The sequence below is a fragment of the Micromonospora sp. WMMD964 genome (genome assembly GCF_029581455.1).
Taxonomy (GTDB): Bacteria; Actinomycetota; Actinomycetes; order Mycobacteriales; family Micromonosporaceae; genus Micromonospora.
In genome coordinates, this window is the sequence record NZ_CP120860.1 from 240276 (window position 1) to 255576 (window position 15301).

General features: G+C 71.4%; 14 protein-coding genes. 6 read left to right on the top strand and 8 right to left on the bottom strand.

Annotated features, from left to right (window positions below; genetic code table 11):
* Positions 1–95 precede the first annotated feature (95 nt).
* The gene (locus O7616_RS01090) at positions 96–1520 is read right to left on the bottom strand and encodes a M1 family metallopeptidase (RefSeq protein ID WP_282305276.1); all 1425 of its coding nucleotides are present in this window, start codon (positions 1518–1520) and stop codon (positions 96–98) included.
* Between the two features lie 185 nt (positions 1521–1705).
* Here O7616_RS01090 and O7616_RS01095 point away from each other — a divergent pair, with 185 nt between their 5' ends.
* Positions 1706–2821: a sugar phosphate isomerase/epimerase gene (locus O7616_RS01095; protein ID WP_282305277.1), complete on the top strand. Its 1116-nt coding sequence runs from the start codon at positions 1706–1708 to the stop codon at positions 2819–2821.
* Positions 2822–2885: 64 nt separating this feature from the next.
* Here O7616_RS01095 and O7616_RS01100 read toward each other — a convergent pair whose 3' ends face one another.
* A complete protein-coding gene (locus O7616_RS01100; protein ID WP_282264536.1) occupies positions 2886–4004 on the bottom strand; it encodes a GuaB3 family IMP dehydrogenase-related protein in 1119 nt (372 codons plus the stop codon).
* 30 nt (positions 4005–4034) lie between these two features.
* Complete coding sequence (guaB, locus tag O7616_RS01105) at positions 4035–5597, bottom strand: IMP dehydrogenase (protein WP_282264535.1); 1563 nt, start codon at positions 5595–5597, stop codon at positions 4035–4037.
* A 185-nt stretch (positions 5598–5782) separates the two neighbouring features.
* On the opposite strand from guaB, the gene O7616_RS01110 reads away from it, so the two are divergent.
* Positions 5783–6202, top strand: coding sequence for a DUF5319 domain-containing protein (locus O7616_RS01110; protein WP_282264534.1), 420 nt, complete (start codon positions 5783–5785; stop codon positions 6200–6202).
* Positions 6203–6367: 165 nt separating this feature from the next.
* Here O7616_RS01110 and O7616_RS01115 read toward each other — a convergent pair whose 3' ends face one another.
* Positions 6368–7186 carry a response regulator transcription factor gene (locus O7616_RS01115; RefSeq protein ID WP_282305278.1) on the bottom strand — a complete coding sequence of 273 codons (819 nt, stop codon included), beginning with the start codon at positions 7184–7186 and terminating at the stop codon, positions 6368–6370.
* A gap of 252 nt (positions 7187–7438) precedes the next feature.
* Here O7616_RS01115 and O7616_RS01120 point away from each other — a divergent pair, with 252 nt between their 5' ends.
* Together O7616_RS01120 and O7616_RS01125 are read left to right on the top strand one after the other, a co-directional pair.
* Positions 7439–7822, top strand: a complete 384-nt coding sequence (locus O7616_RS01120) for a WhiB family transcriptional regulator (protein ID WP_282305279.1) — start codon at positions 7439–7441, stop codon at positions 7820–7822.
* A 470-nt stretch (positions 7823–8292) separates the two neighbouring features.
* On the top strand, positions 8293–8877 hold the full coding sequence (locus O7616_RS01125) for a hypothetical protein (protein WP_282305281.1): 585 nt from the start codon (positions 8293–8295) through the stop codon (positions 8875–8877).
* Between the two features lie 134 nt (positions 8878–9011).
* Here O7616_RS01125 and O7616_RS01130 read toward each other — a convergent pair whose 3' ends face one another.
* The 4 genes from O7616_RS01130 to groES form a co-directional block, all read right to left on the bottom strand.
* A complete protein-coding gene (locus tag O7616_RS01130; RefSeq protein ID WP_282305282.1) occupies positions 9012–9215 on the bottom strand; it encodes a hypothetical protein in 204 nt (67 codons plus the stop codon).
* 229 nt (positions 9216–9444) lie between these two features.
* Complete coding sequence (locus tag O7616_RS01135) at positions 9445–11130, bottom strand: molybdopterin-dependent oxidoreductase (RefSeq protein WP_282305283.1); 1686 nt, start codon at positions 11128–11130, stop codon at positions 9445–9447.
* A 133-nt stretch (positions 11131–11263) separates the two neighbouring features.
* The gene (gene groL / locus O7616_RS01140; RefSeq protein WP_282264530.1) at positions 11264–12904 is read right to left on the bottom strand and encodes a chaperonin GroEL; all 1641 of its coding nucleotides are present in this window, start codon (positions 12902–12904) and stop codon (positions 11264–11266) included.
* A gap of 70 nt (positions 12905–12974) precedes the next feature.
* Positions 12975–13289, bottom strand: a complete 315-nt coding sequence (groES, locus tag O7616_RS01145) for a co-chaperone GroES (RefSeq protein WP_030330046.1) — start codon at positions 13287–13289, stop codon at positions 12975–12977.
* 260 nt (positions 13290–13549) lie between these two features.
* On the opposite strand from groES, the gene O7616_RS01150 reads away from it, so the two are divergent.
* Both O7616_RS01150 and ybaK read left to right on the top strand, forming a co-directional pair.
* The gene (locus O7616_RS01150; RefSeq protein WP_282305284.1) at positions 13550–14731 is read left to right on the top strand and encodes a methyltransferase domain-containing protein; all 1182 of its coding nucleotides are present in this window, start codon (positions 13550–13552) and stop codon (positions 14729–14731) included.
* A gap of 10 nt (positions 14732–14741) precedes the next feature.
* Positions 14742–15221: a Cys-tRNA(Pro) deacylase gene (ybaK, locus tag O7616_RS01155; RefSeq protein WP_282305285.1), complete on the top strand. Its 480-nt coding sequence runs from the start codon at positions 14742–14744 to the stop codon at positions 15219–15221.
* Positions 15222–15301 lie beyond the last annotated feature (80 nt).

Genomic DNA, 15301 nt, shown 5'->3' on the forward strand with positions numbered 1-15301 from the left:
CCCGTGTGGCGGTGGCGGCCTACGCCGCTCCGCGCGAGGCCACGGTTTCCCGCTTCTCGCAGGCCGGAGCATATCGACCGGTGATCACGGCTCCGTCACGGCAGTGTGGGGGCGGACCCGCCCACCAACCAGGCGTCGAAGAGCGGTCTCAGCTGCCGGCCCGCCACGCGCTCGGCGAGCGCCACGAGATCCGCGGTGGTCGCGTTGCCCGCCGCCCGCTCGGCGGTCCAGGTCCGCAGGATGCGGAAGAACGTGTCGTCACCGACGGTCCGGCGCAACGCGTGCACGGCCAGCGCCCCGCGCTGGTAGACGGCCGTGCCGAACATCAGCTCGCGGCCCGGCTCCACCGACGGCTGCGACCAGTCGGTCTTCGCGTACTGGAGTTCGAAGTTGCGCTGGGCGGTCCGGCCGCCGTCGTGCTCCTCCCACAGCCACTCGGCGTAGCTGGCGAAGCCCTCGTTGAGCCAGATGTCACCCCACCTGGCCAGCGACACGCTGTCGCCGAACCACTGGTGGGCCAGCTCGTGCGCGACGACACCCGGGTTGGGCCGGTCGTCGGCGAAGAAGGCGGGTCCGTAGACCGGGCGCGACTGGGTCTCCAGCGCGTACCCGACCCGGTCGTCGGCGATCACGATCCCGCCGTACGAGTCGAACGGGTACGGACCGAAGCGGCTGGCCAGGAAGTCGACGATCTCCCCGGTCCGGGCCAGTGAGGTGGCCGCCGCACCGGTCGCCGGCAGGCTCGCCGCCACCGCCGTGACCATCGGCCGACCGGCGTGGGTGCCGGTCACCACCCGGTAGTCGCCGATCACGAGGGTGCTGAGGTAGCTGGCCATCGGGGCGCGCTCCGACCAGCGCCAGGTGGTCCAGCCGGCGGCGCTGCTCTTCGGGCCGGGCACCCCGTTGCTCAGCGCGGCGAGGCCGTCCGGGACGGTCACCGCGAGGTCGTAGGTGGCCTTGTCCGAGGGGTGGTCGTTGACCGGGAACCAGGTGGCGGCCGAGTCGGGTTGCCCGAGAGCGACCGCACCGTCGGCGGTGTGCAGGAAGCCGCCGCTGCCCAACGATCCGTCCTCGACGGCGGTGGGCACACCCGCGTAATCGACCGTCACGGTGAACTGCCGACCGCGCGGGAGCCCGTCGCGTGGGGTCACCACGAGTTCGGCGTCGGCGCGGCCGTGGTCGGCCGCCGCATCGCCCACCCGGACCGTGCCGACGTCCAGGCCGACCAGGTCCAGATTGAACCGGGACAGGTCCTGGGTGGCCGTGGCGGTGATGACGGCCCGCCCGGTCAGCCGGTCGGTCGACGGGTCGTAGCGGACGTCCAGGCCGTAGTGCGTGACGTCGTAGCCGCCGTTGCCGTGCCCCGGCACGTACGGGTCACCGGCGTCGGCGGCGCCGGGCCGGAAGCCGTCGTTGTCGTCGCCCGTACAACCGGCGGTGAACAGCGCGACCACGCAGGTCAACGCGGCGGCCAGGGCGGTCGGTCGACTGCGGGCCGGTGTCCGTCGGGTTCGGACCATGCACTCTCCTCCTGCGGCATCACGGTCAGGACGAGCGTAGTCAGCGCCACCGGTCGCGCGGTCGATATCGACGATCATCAGTCACTTTCGTTGGAACAAACAAAAGTAGTGATCGATCTTCACTTTCTTTCGACTTAGACCGACGTTAGTGTCTGTTCCCGACCACCGTCGCGAAAGGTGGAACCATGCCCGACCACACCGCACCCGACGCCACCCCCACCCCCCGGTTGAGCCGCCGATCCCTGCTCGCCGCCTCCGCCGGAGCCGCCGCCGCGATCGGTGCGGCCGGCCTGCCGGTCCTCGCCACCGGCACCCCCGCACTCGCCAACCCCGGCAACGCCGGCAAGCTGCGGGTCGAGCCGCTGATCCCGGCCCGCAACCGCGGCATCATCCTCTACAGCGTCCGCGACCGGATCACCGCCGCGCCGGACGACAGCGGAGTGCCCTACGGCTTCGAGCGCGTCCTCGCCCGACTCGCCGAGATCGGCTACAAGGAGATCGAGTTCGCCGGCTACACGCAGAGCACCGAGATCCTCGGTCGGCAGATCACCCCGGCCGAGATCCGCAAGATCCTCGACGACAACGGCCTGGTCGCCAACGGCACCCACGCCACGATCCAGCCCGCCACCTTCCAGCAGCAACTCGACATCGCCGAGGAACTCGGCATGAAGAACATCGGCACCGGCAGCGACCCGACCAACAGCGCGTACAAGGCCGAGTGGGACGCCGCCGCGGACATCTGGAACGAGTTGGGCCGGCAGGCCAAGGCCCGGGGCATGCGGCTCTACACGCACAACCACGACGCCGCGTACAGCTTCCTGATCGACCGTGGTCCGCGCGACGCGCAGGGTCGGCAGACCCGGTCGTCCGGCATCCGCCGACTCGAATACTTCTTCGAGATCACCGACCCGCGGTACGTCTTCTTCGAACTCGACATCTACTGGGCCTACGTGGCCCGCTACAAGCACCAGAAGTACGTCAACGCGGCCGGCCAGGAGGTCACCGACCTCTTCGACCCGATCCTCACCGTCGCCGACCGGACCACCCGGTTCCCGCTCTTCCACGCCAAGGACGGCGACCGGGACACCAGCGTCCCCAACGGCCACCAGATGGTCCCGCTGGGCGAGGGCGACATCAACTTCCAGCAGTTCTTCCAGACCATCGGCGAACGGAACTTCCACCACGCCAACTGGGAGATGGACACCGCACCGGGCGGCACCGAGAACCGGGGTCAGTCGCTCGACTTCGCGGCGAGCAGCTACCGGAACATGTCCGACCTGACCATCTACGTGGAGAAGTGACAGCAGGCTGAACACGACGAAGGCCGGCCCGTGCGGGCCGGCCTTCGCAGGTCCGGGGAACGGGTCAGCGGTCGAGGACCAGGCCGACCTTCTGGAACTCCTTCAGATCGCGGTAGCCGCACTTGGCCATCGCCCGGCGCAGCCCACCGAACAGGTTGAGCTGGCCGTCGGGCTCGTCCGCCGGCCCGAAGAGCAGCTCCTCCATCGACCCGAGCGGCTCACCGGCGACCTCGAACGCGCCACGCGGCAACGACGGGTGGCTCGCCGCCGAGTGCCACCAGGCACCACCGGCGGGCGCCTCCTCGCAGAGCGACAGCGGCTCACCGAGCATCACCGCGTCCGCACCGCAGCCGAGGGCCTTGGCGATGTCGCCCGAGGTCTGCATGTCACCGTCGGCGATCAGGTGCACGTACCGGCCGCCGGTCTCGTCGAGGTAGTCGCGACGGGCCGCCGCCGCGTCCGCGATCGCGGTGGCCATCGGCACCCGGATGCCCAGCACCGACTCGGTGGTCGACCACTCGTCGCCGCCGATGCCCACGATCACACCGGCCGCACCGGTACGCATCAGGTGCAGAGCCGTCTTGTAGTCGGTGCAACCGCCGACGATGACCGGCAGGTCCAGGTCGGCGATGAACTCCTTGAGGTTCAGCGGCTCGTCGGTGGTCGACACGTGCTCGGCCGAGACGATGGTGCCCTGGATGACCAGGATGTCCACCCCGGCGTCCAGGATCACCGGAGCCAGCGCCAGGGTGTGCTGCGGGGAGACCCGCACCGCCACCGTGCCGCCGCCGGCACGCAGCTCACGAACCCGCTCGGCGATCAGGTCCGGACGGATCGGCTCGGCGTACACCTCCTGGAGCCGCTTGGTGGCGCGGGCGTCCTCGTCGAGGCCGGCCAGCTCCTCCAGCACCTTCGTCGGGTTCTCGTAGCGGGTCCACAGCCCTTCGACGTTGAGCACGCCGAGGCCGCCGAGCTGACCGAGCCGCACCGCCGAGGCCGGGCTCATGGTGGCGTCGGAGGGGTGACCGACGCAGGGGATGCCGAACGGGTACGCGTCGAGCTGCCAGGAGGTGGAGACGTCGTCGACGTCCCGGGTGCGGCGGCTCGGCACGATGGCGATGTCGTCCAGGTGGTAACCGCGCTGCGCGGTCTTGCCCAGCCCGATCTCGACCACGTCACGCATGGGGGACTCCAGGTGGTTGGGGGTGGTGGGTCAGCGGGTGTGGTAGTTGGGCGCCTCGACGGTCATCTGGATGTCGTGCGGGTGGCTCTCCTTCAGGCCGGCCGCGGTGATCCGGATGAGCTGGCCCCGGCGGTGCAGATCGGGGATGTTCTCCGCACCGGCGTACCCCATGGCCAGCCGCAGCCCGCCGACCAGCTGGTGGGCCACCCGGGACAGCGGCCCCCGGTAGGGGACCTGGCCCTCGACGCCCTCCGGGACGAGCTTGTCGTCGCTGAGCACGTCCTGCTGGAAGTAGCGGTCCTTGCTGTACGACTTGGCCTGGCCCCGGGACTGCATCGCGCCGAGCGACCCCATCCCGCGGTAGGTCTTGTACTGCTTGCCGTTGACGAAGATCAGCTCACCGGGGCTCTCCTCGCAGCCGGCCAGCAGGCTGCCGAGCATCACCGTGTCGGCGCCGGCCACCAGGGCCTTGGCGATGTCGCCCGAATACTGGATGCCGCCGTCGCCGATCACCGGCACGCCGGCCGGACGGGCGGCCCGGGCCGCCTCCATGATCGCGGTCACCTGCGGCACGCCGACCCCGGCGACGATCCGGGTGGTGCAGATCGCGCCCGGCCCCACGCCGACCTTGACGCCGTCGGCGCCCGCGTCGACGAGCGCCTTCGCGCCGGCGTACGTGGCCACGTTGCCGCCCATGATGTCGACCGCGACGTCGGCCTTCAGCCGGCGGACCATGTCCAGCACGGCCCGCTGGTGGCCGTGCGCCGTGTCCACGATCAGCACGTCGACGCCCGCGTCGACAAGGGCACGGGCCCGCTTGTACGCGTCCTCGCCGACACCGATGGCGGCGGCGACCCGCAGGCGACCGGCGTCGTCCTTGCTGGCGTCCGGGTACTGCTCACTCTTGGTGAAGTCCTTCACCGTGATCAGGCCCCGCAGCCGACCCGAGTCGTCGACGATCGGCAGCTTCTCGACCTTGTGCTGACGCAGCAGCGCCAGCGCGTCGTCCTTGCTGACGCCCACCCGCGCGGTGATCAGCGGAGTGCGGGTCATGATCTCGCGGACCGGGGTGTTCGGCTCGGAGACGAAACGCATGTCCCGGTTGGTGACGATGCCGACCAGCTGGCCGTCGCCGTCCACCACCGGCACACCCGAGATGCGGTAGCGCCCGCACAGCTCGTCGACCTCGCGCAGCGTGTCGTCCGGGCTGGCGGTCACCGGGTTGGTGATCATGCCGGACTCGGAGCGCTTGACCAGGTCGACCTGGAGCGCCTGGTCCTCGAGGGACAGGTTGCGGTGCAACACGCCGATGCCGCCCTGGCGGGCCATGGCGATGGCCATCCGGGCCTCGGTCACCGTGTCCATCGCGCTGGAGAGCAGCGGAATCGACAACTCGACGTTGCGGGTTAGCTTCGTCCGGGTGTTGACCCGGCTGGGCACCACGTCCGACTCGCCCGGCTGCAACAGCACGTCGTCGAAGGTGAGGCCGAGCGGAACCACCCGGGCCGAGCCGGCCGGCAGCTCGGGCAGGTGGCCGCCCAGGTCGGCGTGCTCGACGCCGGCCGGAAGATCAGTGCTGGGCGAATTTTCCACGATTGCTCCCCTGAGCTGCTCGGATGGGCTTCAGCGAGGTGGCGCGGGCGGGCACCGGAACGCGCCACGGTGCCGGCACGTCGCCTCATCGTACCCAGTGAGCTGGGCGACCCGTCCGTGGCGGCCCGGCCCGGCGCGCGGCCGGGGGGCGGACGTCCGCGCCGCGTTAGGTCTACGGTGAAGGGGTGCACGACGAGCCCATCGACCCGTTCAACGGCGACCCGGCCGATCCCACCGCGGGTCTGGACGACCCGGGCGATGACGCGACGCCGGATCCGCTGACCGACGTCGAGCGGCAGGACGTGCTGGAAGACCTCGCCGACCTGGAGATATACCAGGCACTGCTGGCCCCGATCGGGGTCCGCGGGCTGGTGATCGAATGCGAGGACTGCCGCGAGCCGCACTACTTCGACTGGGACCTGCTCCGGGGCAACCTGCGGCACCTGCTCAACTCGGGTCGCCCCCGGGTGCACGAGCCTGCCTACGACCCCGACCCGGACCACTACGTGACCTGGGACTACGCCCGGGGGTACGCCGACGGGGTGCACGACACCCTCTCCGAGGGCACCGAGGACGAGCCGGGCACCCCGACCGCCGCGCAGTAACGCTGCCGGGGCGTCGCGGCCGTCGTCGCGCGGGCCGGTGCTGTCGTGTGGCGCGGCGGCCGTTGCGGCCGTCCTCGCGGCCGTTCGCGTGCTGATCGTGCCGGACACCTCGGCGAAGGTCTCCCGGTCGCGGCAGTCGCGCGGGCGACGCTCTGCGCGGACGGGTCAGGCGACCAGGCCGGCGCGGAAGCCCGCCGCCACCGCGTGCGCCCGGTCCCGCGCCCCGAGCTTGCGGAACAACCGGCGGGCGTGCGTCTTGACGGTGTCCTCCGACACGAACAGCTCCCGGCCGATCTCCGCGTTGCTCTTGCCCTCGGCCATGCCCAGCAGCACCTGAAGCTCACGCTCGGTGAGCCCGATCGACGCACGGGTGGGTAGGGCGTTCGAGGTGGGCCGGGCCGCCTCGCTCTGGTCCGCCGACGCATCGCCGGTGGCCGACTCGGCCTCGTCGTCGCCCCGCTGCACCGGCACCGACGGCACACCCGCAGCCCCCTCGCCGGGGGTGGCCGCCCAGCCGGGCTCGCCGGAGCCACGCGGCGACGGTCCGGAGCGGCCGGAACCGCCCACCGCCGCGGCGTTCCGGGCCGGGTCGGTGATCCGTTGCCGGGAGGCTCGACCGGGAGCGGCGAGCAGCAGCAGGGCCTTGGCCACGGCGCTGGTCAGGTCGTGGTCGACGTTCTGGATGAGGCCCCGGGCACCGGCGCTGATGGTGGCCGCCGCGGCCTCGGACTCCTCGGTGCCGAGCAACAGCACCGCGGCCTGCGGCGCACGCGCCAACACCCGACGGACGAAGCCCGCGCTGTCCGGCCGGGTGAGGGCCGTGTCGGCCAGCACCACGTCGGCCGGTCGCTCGGCCAACCGCAGCATCACCTCAGGATCGGAGACGGCGGTACGAACGATTGCTGACAACCCCAGCCGCGCGGCAGCAGAAGTAAGGTGCTGGGCCGCGAGTGGTGTCCGAACGCACACAAGGACGCTACGCACTGTGGTCTCCTCTCCGCCAACGAGCAGACCATGACGGGGTCGGCTGGGGAGGGGGTTCCCGGCAATCCTTCGAACTTTTCCGACAGAAGGGGCAAAAGCCGCAATTTGCGGGACGTTTTCGATCACACACGTGTGAGCTGACAACAGCCCGGGTACCGGGAGGTCCAGGCCGGGAACGGTGCGCCTGCGCGGCCCGCCGCCCGGACACCGGCCAAAGGATTCTCGCGGAGCCGCGCGGGAGGAGGGGTGCTGATGTCGAACGTACGTAGACTGCCCGGACCCATCGTCGATCTCTGGGACTGGCAGCGACTCGGTGCCTGCCGAGGGCGGGACAGCGCCCAGTTCTTCCACCCCGACGGCGAGCGAGGCTCCTCCCGACTGCGCCGCGAGTCCGCCGCCAAGTCGGTCTGTCGCGCCTGCCCGGTCCGGGCCGAATGCGCCGCCCACGCACTGTCGGTTCGCGAACCGTACGGCGTGTGGGGCGGCTTCAGCGAGTCGGAGCGGCTGCGACTGCTCGCCGTCGGCTGGGAGGACCTGGCCGACCGTCGGCACGCACGGGTCGACATCACGCGACTGGAGGCCCGACTCGGCCACCCACACAAGTCGACTATCCCGATTCAGCGCAACGTGGCCTGAACCGGCACATACCTGAACTGCACGAACGCGCCCCCGGTCAGGGGGCGCGTTTCGGCGTGTCCGTACCCGTTGCGGCTTGGCACCGCACATGCCCGCTCGCGGCCACCAGGCGACACTTGTGGCAAGTGGTTGAGAATTATGCCCGGATCCGCCCATTCGGACTGGACACGGCTGGGCTGATCGAAGCCCTGTGAGCGTTTCGTCCTGTGACCGGCCGCACCCGTGAGTCGGAATCATGGCCGGGCCGGGGTCGTTACACACCCTGACGATCGCAGGACCAGGGGCTGCCGGCCCGATGGTCCGCCCCCGGGAACGACCCCCGACCCCGGGTCGTTACACACGGTCCCGGCGCCGCGAGCCCCCGCTCGTAGGCCGCCGATGATCCCCCAAGGCTTTGTTGCAGCGCCGGACGAGGTGCTCACACCCGCGCGATCTCGGCGGGTGTCCTTACCCCCGAAGGAGCTTCCCCCATGAACACGATCATGCGTAAGAGCGTGCTGTCCGTTGCTGGTCTCGCGTTCGCCGGTGGTGTGTTCGCCGGCCCGATCGCCGCCCACACCGACATGGTCGACGCCAAGCCGGTCGCGGTAGCGGTTCAGGCCGACAAGCCGGACACCGCCAAGCTGATCCCGCACGGCACGCAGGGCAACCAGTCCCACATCGACCTGAACGACGAGCAGACCGCCAACGTCAAGGCGATCATCGCCGCGACGAAGAAGGCCGGCCTGCCCGAGCGGGCCGCGGTGATCTCGATCGCGACGAGCCTGCAGGAGTCCAAGCTGGAGAACCTGGGCCACCTCGGCGACGCCAACGACCACGACTCGCTGGGCCTGTTCCAGCAGCGACCGTCCAGCGGTTGGGGTACCCCGGAGCAGATCACCGACCCCGCCTACTCGACCACGGCGTTCCTGAAGGGCCTGCGTCAGGTTGACGGGTGGCAGGACATGCCCCTGACCGACGCCGCGCAGACCGTGCAGGTCTCCGCCTACCCGGACGCGTACGCCCAGTGGGAGCAGCAGGCTGCCGACCTGGTCGGCCAGTACTGGAACAGCTGACCCACCGCACCAACAGGACACCGACCGCTGACCGGCACCCCACAACCGGGGGTGCCGGTCAGCGGCGTACCCGTCCGCGACAAGCGCTCGCCGCTGCCCCCGTCCAACATCGCGGCCTGGCACGGCGTGGTGTGTCACGGTGCGGCCCGGCGCGGTGCGGCCCGGCGCAGTGCGGCCCGGCGCAGTGCGGCCCGGCGCGGTGCGGCCCGGCGCAGTGCGGCCCGGCGCAGTGCGGCCCGGCGCAGTGCGGCCCGGCGCGGTGCGGCCCGGCGCGGTGCGGCCCGGCGCGGTGCGGCCCGGCGCGGTGCGGCCCGGCGCGGTGCGGCATGGCCCAGCACGGCACGGACCGGGGCGGCACGGACCGGCCCGTCGCAGAGGCGGATGCCGGCCTTTCTGCAGTCGTTCGCCCGCGAGATCTTGGACAGTTTCCGTTCCGACGTAACGGAAACTGTCCAAGATCTGCACGGCCAGGCTCCGGCCCACCCGGGTCAGGCGCCTCCGACCCTTGGGCGAGGGCGGATCACCCCCGCGCCGGCGGACATCTGGCGGCTCCGCGCCAGCGCGTGGTCAGCGGACCGTGACGGTGACGGTGTGCCAGCCGGTCGCGCCGTCGGGGGCGACGCCCTGCGTACGCTCGGTCTGGGTCTCCCCGGTGGCGTCCGTCGCCCGGACCTGGAGGCGGTGCTCACCCGGCGTGGCGTCCCAGCGCCACGACCACTGCACCCAGGTGTCCACCGACACCGTCGGGGCCAGTGTCGCCTCCTGCCAGGCCCCATCGTCGACGCGTACCTCGACGCGGCGGATACCCCGGTGCTGCGCCCATGCCACGCCGGCCACGGTGATCGGGCCGCTGGTCAGCCGGTTGCGTCGCCGGGGAGCGTCGATCCGGGACTGGGTCTTGATCGGCCCCTGGGCGGACCAGCCGCGGGGCACCCAGTACGCGTCGAAGTCGGCGAACCTGGTCAACTCCAGCTCGGTCACCCACTTGCACGCCGACACGTAGCCGTAGAGGCCGGGCACCACCATCCGGACCGGGAAGCCGTGCTCGACCGGCAGCGGCTCGCCGTTCATTCCGACCGCCAGCAGAGCGTCCCGCCCGTCGCGCAGCGCCGCGGTGGGCGTCCCGCAGGTCCAGCCGTCGACCGACCGGCCGACGACCTGGTCGGCGTCCTCGTCCGGGTCCACCTCGTCCAGCAGCTCTCGCAGGGGTACGCCGAGCCAACGGGCGTTGCCGATCAGGTCCCCACCCACCTCGTTGGAGACGCACGCCAGCGTGACGTACCGCTCCACCAGCGGCCGGGCCAGTAGGTCGGCGTACGTGTAGGTGCGCTCGGTGCCGACTCGACCGTGAATCCGCAGCCGCCAGGTGTCCGGGTCGACCTGCGGCACCACGAGCGCGGTGTCGATCCGGTAGAAGCCCAGGTTCGGGGTGACGTACGGCGCGAGTTGCGCCAGCGAGAGGTCCGCGCCGGCCGGCACGGCCGGCGCGGGGGCGACCGGCGCGGGTAGTCGGATCGCGTCCCGCGCGGCGGAGACGCCGCGTCGTCCAGCCAGCCAGCGCCCACCGAGACCAGCCACCACGGCGGTGCCGAGCAGCACCCCGCTGCCGGTGAGGAACCGCCGCCGAGACTCGGGGTCGACCTCGGCGGGGCCGTCCGGCCCGGCGGGGACCACCGGCGCGGGAGCGGCGGGCGTCATCGACGAATCCGGACCCGGCCCCGCAGAGGGCACCGAACCCGCAGAAGGCACCGAGTCGGCGGACGACACCGCGCCGGCGGGCGGCGCGGTCGGGGTGGGTGGGGACCAGGGCCAGGGGTCCAGCTCGAACGGCCCGTCGATGAACAGCCAGAGCACCAGGGCGCCGAGGGCGGCGCCGACCAGGGACGGCAGCGCGTCGAAGGCGTCCGCACCGGGCCGGGTCAGCGCGGCGGTCACGCCGATGACGCCGAACGCGGCGATGCCGGTCAGGCCGAACACCAGCCGACGGACCGCCAGCACACCGAACAGTGCGGCGAACCCTCCCAGCAACAGGCCCGTGCCGACCAGCAGGGCGATCTTGTCGGCGGTGCCGAAGAGGTCGATGGCGAGTTGCTTCAACGACTCGGGGACGGCGTCCACGACCGCCCCGCCGACCGCGACCAGGGGCGCCGACCGGGGACCGGTCAGCACCGCCACCGGCTCGGCGATCCCGATCGCGACGGCGGCGGCGGTCACTCCGGCCAGCGCGGCGTAGCGCGGCGACGTGGTGCTCATCGGCCCAGTGTGCGCGATCATCTCGCCCGGTCGCCAACAACGTCAGCGTTCGGTAATGACCAGAGAAGCGCGAGAACGAGCCGGGGCACACCGCCGTACGACGGTGTGCCCCGGAACGGGTGTCGCTACCGGATCAGAAGCCCGGGCCGTGCTGGTGGCCGTGGCCGTGGCCGTGCCCACCGGCGGCGGCCGGCTCGGCCTGCTCCGGCTTGTCCACCACGAGGCTCTCCGTGGTGAGCAGCAGACCGGCGATCGAGGCGGCGTTGGTGACCGCGTTGCGGGTCACCTTCACCGGGTCGATGATGCCGGCCTTGACCAGGTCGACGTACTCGCCCTGGGCGGCGTCGAGACCGTTGCCCCAGCTGAGGTCTGCGACCTTCTGCGTCACGACGTAGCCGTCGTGGCCGGCGTTCTGGGCGATCCAGCGCAGCGGCTCGACGAGCGCCTTGCGCACGACCGAGACGCCGACCTTCTCGTCACCGGTGAAGCCCAGGTCGTCGTCGAGCACCGAGAGGATCTGCACCAGTGCGGCACCGCCGCCGGGGACAGTGCCCTCCTCGACCGCAGCCTTGGTCGCCGCGATGGCGTCCTCGATGCGGTGCTTGCGCTCCTTCATCTCGACCTCGGTGGCCGCACCAGCCTTGATCACGGCGATGCCGCCGGAGAGCTTCGCCAGCCGCTCGGCCAGCTTCTCCCGGTCCCAGTCGGAGTCGGACGCCTCGATCTCCTTGCGGATCTGGGCCACCCGGTCGGCGACGTCGGCCTTCTGGCCGCCACCGTCGACGATCGTGGTGTTCTCCTTGTCGACCACGACGCGCCGAGCGGTGCCGAGCACCTCCAGGCCGACCTGGTCGAGCTTGTAGCCCAGCTCCGGGGCGACCAGCTCGGCACCCGTGGAGATCGCGATGTCCTGGAGCATCGCCTTGCGCCGGTCACCGAAGCCCGGGGCCTTGACCGCGCAGACCTTGAGGGTCTTGCGCAGCGAGTTGACCACCAGGGTGGAGAGCGCCTGGCCGTCCACGTCCTCGGCGATGATCAGCAGCGGCTTGCTGTTCTGCAGGACCTTCTCCAGCAGCGGCAGCAGCTCCTCGATCGCCGAGATCTTCTGGGTGGTGACCAGGATGTACGCGTCCTCGAGGACGGACTCCTGGCTCTCCAGGTCGGTGACGAAGTTCGGCGAGATGAAGCCCTTGTCGAACTGGAGACCCTCGGTCACGTCCAGCTCGGTGGTGAGCATGGAGCCTTCCTCGACGGTGATGACACCGTCGCGGCCGACCCGCTCCATCGCCTCGGCGATCAGGTCGCCGATCGTGGCGTCCTGCGCGGAGATCGTCGCCACGTTCGCGATCGACTCCTTGCTGGTGACCTCGACGGCACGGCCGAGCAGCGCCTCGGAGACCTTGACGGCCGCCGCGTCGATGCCCCGCTTGAGGCCGGCCGGGTTGGTCCCGGCGGTCACGTTGCGCAGACCCTCGCGAACCATCGCCTGGGCCAGCACGGTCGCGGTGGTGGTCCCGTCGCCGGCGACGTCGTTGGTCTTGGTCGCCACCTCCTTGACCAGTTGCGCGCCGAGGTTCTCGTACGGGTTGGTGAGCTCGATCTCCTTGGCGATGGTCACACCATCGTTGGTGATCGTCGGCGCACCGAATTTCTTGTCCAGGACGACGTTGCGCCCGCGCGGGCCGAGGGTGACCTTGACCGCGTCCGCGAGGGCGTTGACACCGTGCTCCAGCAGGTGCCGGGCGTCGTCCGAGAAGCTCAGGATCTTCGCCATTAATGTCCCTTCGAAGCGCCACTGCCCCGGCCCGGCGAGCCGGACCGGGGCAATGGAACTGATCGGTTGCTTACTTCTCGATGACCGCGAGGACGTCGCGGGCGGAGAGCACCAGGTACTCCTCGCCGGCGTACTTGACCTCGGTGCCGCCGTACTTCGAGTAGAGGACGGTGTCGCCGACCTGCACGTCAACCGGAACCCGGTTGCCGTTGTCGTCGACGCGCCCCGGGCCCACAGCGAGGACGGTGCCCTCCTGCGGCTTCTCCTTGGCGGTGTCGGGGATCACGATGCCCGACGCCGTGGTGGTCTCAGCCTCGTTCGCCTGGACCACGATGCGGTCCTCGAGCGGCTTGATCGCAACCTTGGTCGCGGTAGTCACGGGCATACCCTCCTGGGGTACTGGTTTCGTTGCTGGCCGGCGGGGCCGACCAGCGTCAATCTGCCTCATGCCACCGGGCGGGGCCGTCGTCGCGGGTGCCGGTCCGCCTGGCGTTGCGCACCCGGGTCGTGAGACCCGGAAGCTGGCACCCTCAGGGTGAGAGTGCTAATCGCAGGTTATTCCGTGGCTAGCACTCCGTCAAGGAGAGTGCCAGCGCGTCGCGCCCCGCCAGCCAGGATTCTTGGTCCGACCGGGAGAATGACGGCGTGGATCTCGATCAGCTGGCGGCGCTGCGTACCCCCGAGGGGTCGGCCGCGCTCACCGCGGCGGCCGGTCTCGCCGGCGGTGATCCACTGACCGCGGCCTCGGCGTTGCGCGCCGCCGGGGTGCCGCCGACGCTGGCCGCGGCGGCGCTCACCCAGGCCGAGCTGCGCCACCGGGCGGTCGGCAAGTTCGGCCCGGCCGCCGCCGGGATGTTCCTCACCCGCCCCGGCCTGGAACAGGCCACCCGTCGGGTGGTCGCCGACCGTCGGGCCGCCCGGCTGCACGCCGCCGGGGTGCGCACCCTGGCCGATCTCGGGTGCGGCCTGGGCGCCGACGCACTGGCCGCCGCCCGTGCCGGCATCCGGGTGTACGGGGTGGAGGCCGACCCGGTGACCGCGGCGATGGCCGCCGCCAACGCCGCGGCGGCCGGGCTTGCCGACCTGTTCACCGTCGAGTGCGGGGATGCCACCGCGTTCGACGTGTCACGCGTCGACGGGGTCTTCTGCGACCCGGCCCGCCGCACGACCGGCACCGGGCGACGGATCTTCGATCCGCGCGCCTACTCGCCGCCGTGGGACTTCGTGACCGGGTTGGCCGACCGGGTGCCGCGCACCGTCGTGAAGGTGGCGCCGGGCCTGGACCACGGGCTCGTTCCGGCGGGCGCTGAGGCGGAGTGGGTAAGTGTGGACGGCGACCTGGTCGAGGCCGCGCTCTGGTGCGGTGAACTGGCCGAGGTGCCCCGCCGTGCCAGCGTGTTCCGTACGGAGATCCACCAGCTCACCGGCTCGGGCACCGACGAAGCGCCGGTCGGCCCGACCCGTCGCTACCTGTACGACCCGGACCCGGCCGTGGTCCGCGCGCACCTCGTCGCCGAACTCGCCACCGAACTGGCCGCCACCCTCGGCGACCCGAGCATCGCCTACCTCTACGCCGACCACCCCACCCGCACCCCGTACGCGCGCTGCCTGGAGATCACCGACGTGCTGCCGTTCTCGCTCAAGCGTCTGCGGGCGCTGCTGCGCGAGCGCGGGGTGGGGCGGGTGGAGATCCTCAAGCGGGGTTCCGCCCTCACCCCGGAGCAGCTTCGACGGGACCTGCGGCTGACCGGCGACGCCTCGGCGAGCCTGGTGCTCACCCGGGTGGCCGGCGCACCGACAGTGCTGATCGGACAGCCGGTGGCCTAGCGTCGTCGGCATGGCAGGACAGGGCACGCCCGCGACGGCGTTGTTGGTCAAGCGCGGAATTGCGCATCGCACCCACCCGTACCGGGTGTCGCCAGAGGCCCCGAACTACGGCGCGTTGGTGGCGGTGGCGCTCGGCGTGGCACCGGAGCGCGTCTTCAAGTCGCTGGTGACGGAGGTCGACGGTGGGCTCACCGTCGCGGTCGTCCCGGTCACCGGCGAGTTGGATCTGAAGGCTCTCGCGGCGGCCGTCGGTGGCAAGCGGGCGACGCTCGCCGAACGGGCGGTCGCCGAGCGGGCCACCGGCTACGTACGTGGGGGGATCAGCCCGCTCGGGCAACGCCGCCGCTTGCCGACCGTGCTGGACGACTCCGCGCTGGATCTCCCGACGATCTACGTCTCGGCTGGTCGGCGTGGCCTGCAGCTCGAACTGGCCGCGGCCGATCTGGTGGCGCTCACGGACGCCCGAACCGCGCCGCTGCAGACCCGCTGACGACATTCATGACGGCCGACCCGTTCCGGGATGGCCGGGGAGTAACAGTCGCGTTGCTGAATTGTTATCGCTCCCAACAA

Excerpts from the sequence above, each read along its gene's own strand:
- O7616_RS01090 (WP_282305276.1), bottom strand. The coding sequence starts at position 1,520 with ATGGTCCGAACCCGACGGACACCGGCCCGCAGTCGACCGACCGCCCTG.
- ybaK (WP_282305285.1), top strand. The coding sequence starts at position 14,742 with ATGGCAGGACAGGGCACGCCCGCGACGGCGTTGTTGGTCAAGCGCGGA.
- groL (WP_282264530.1), bottom strand. The coding sequence starts at position 12,904 with ATGGCGAAGATCCTGAGCTTCTCGGACGACGCCCGGCACCTGCTGGAG.
- O7616_RS01120 (WP_282305279.1), top strand. The coding sequence starts at position 7,439 with ATGTCGAACGTACGTAGACTGCCCGGACCCATCGTCGATCTCTGGGAC.
- O7616_RS01095 (WP_282305277.1), top strand. The coding sequence starts at position 1,706 with ATGCCCGACCACACCGCACCCGACGCCACCCCCACCCCCCGGTTGAGC.
- O7616_RS01135 (WP_282305283.1), bottom strand. The coding sequence starts at position 11,130 with ATGAGCACCACGTCGCCGCGCTACGCCGCGCTGGCCGGAGTGACCGCC.
- O7616_RS01125 (WP_282305281.1), top strand. The coding sequence starts at position 8,293 with ATGAACACGATCATGCGTAAGAGCGTGCTGTCCGTTGCTGGTCTCGCG.
- groES (WP_030330046.1), bottom strand. The coding sequence starts at position 13,289 with ATGCCCGTGACTACCGCGACCAAGGTTGCGATCAAGCCGCTCGAGGAC.
- O7616_RS01100 (WP_282264536.1), bottom strand. The coding sequence starts at position 4,004 with ATGCGTGACGTGGTCGAGATCGGGCTGGGCAAGACCGCGCAGCGCGGT.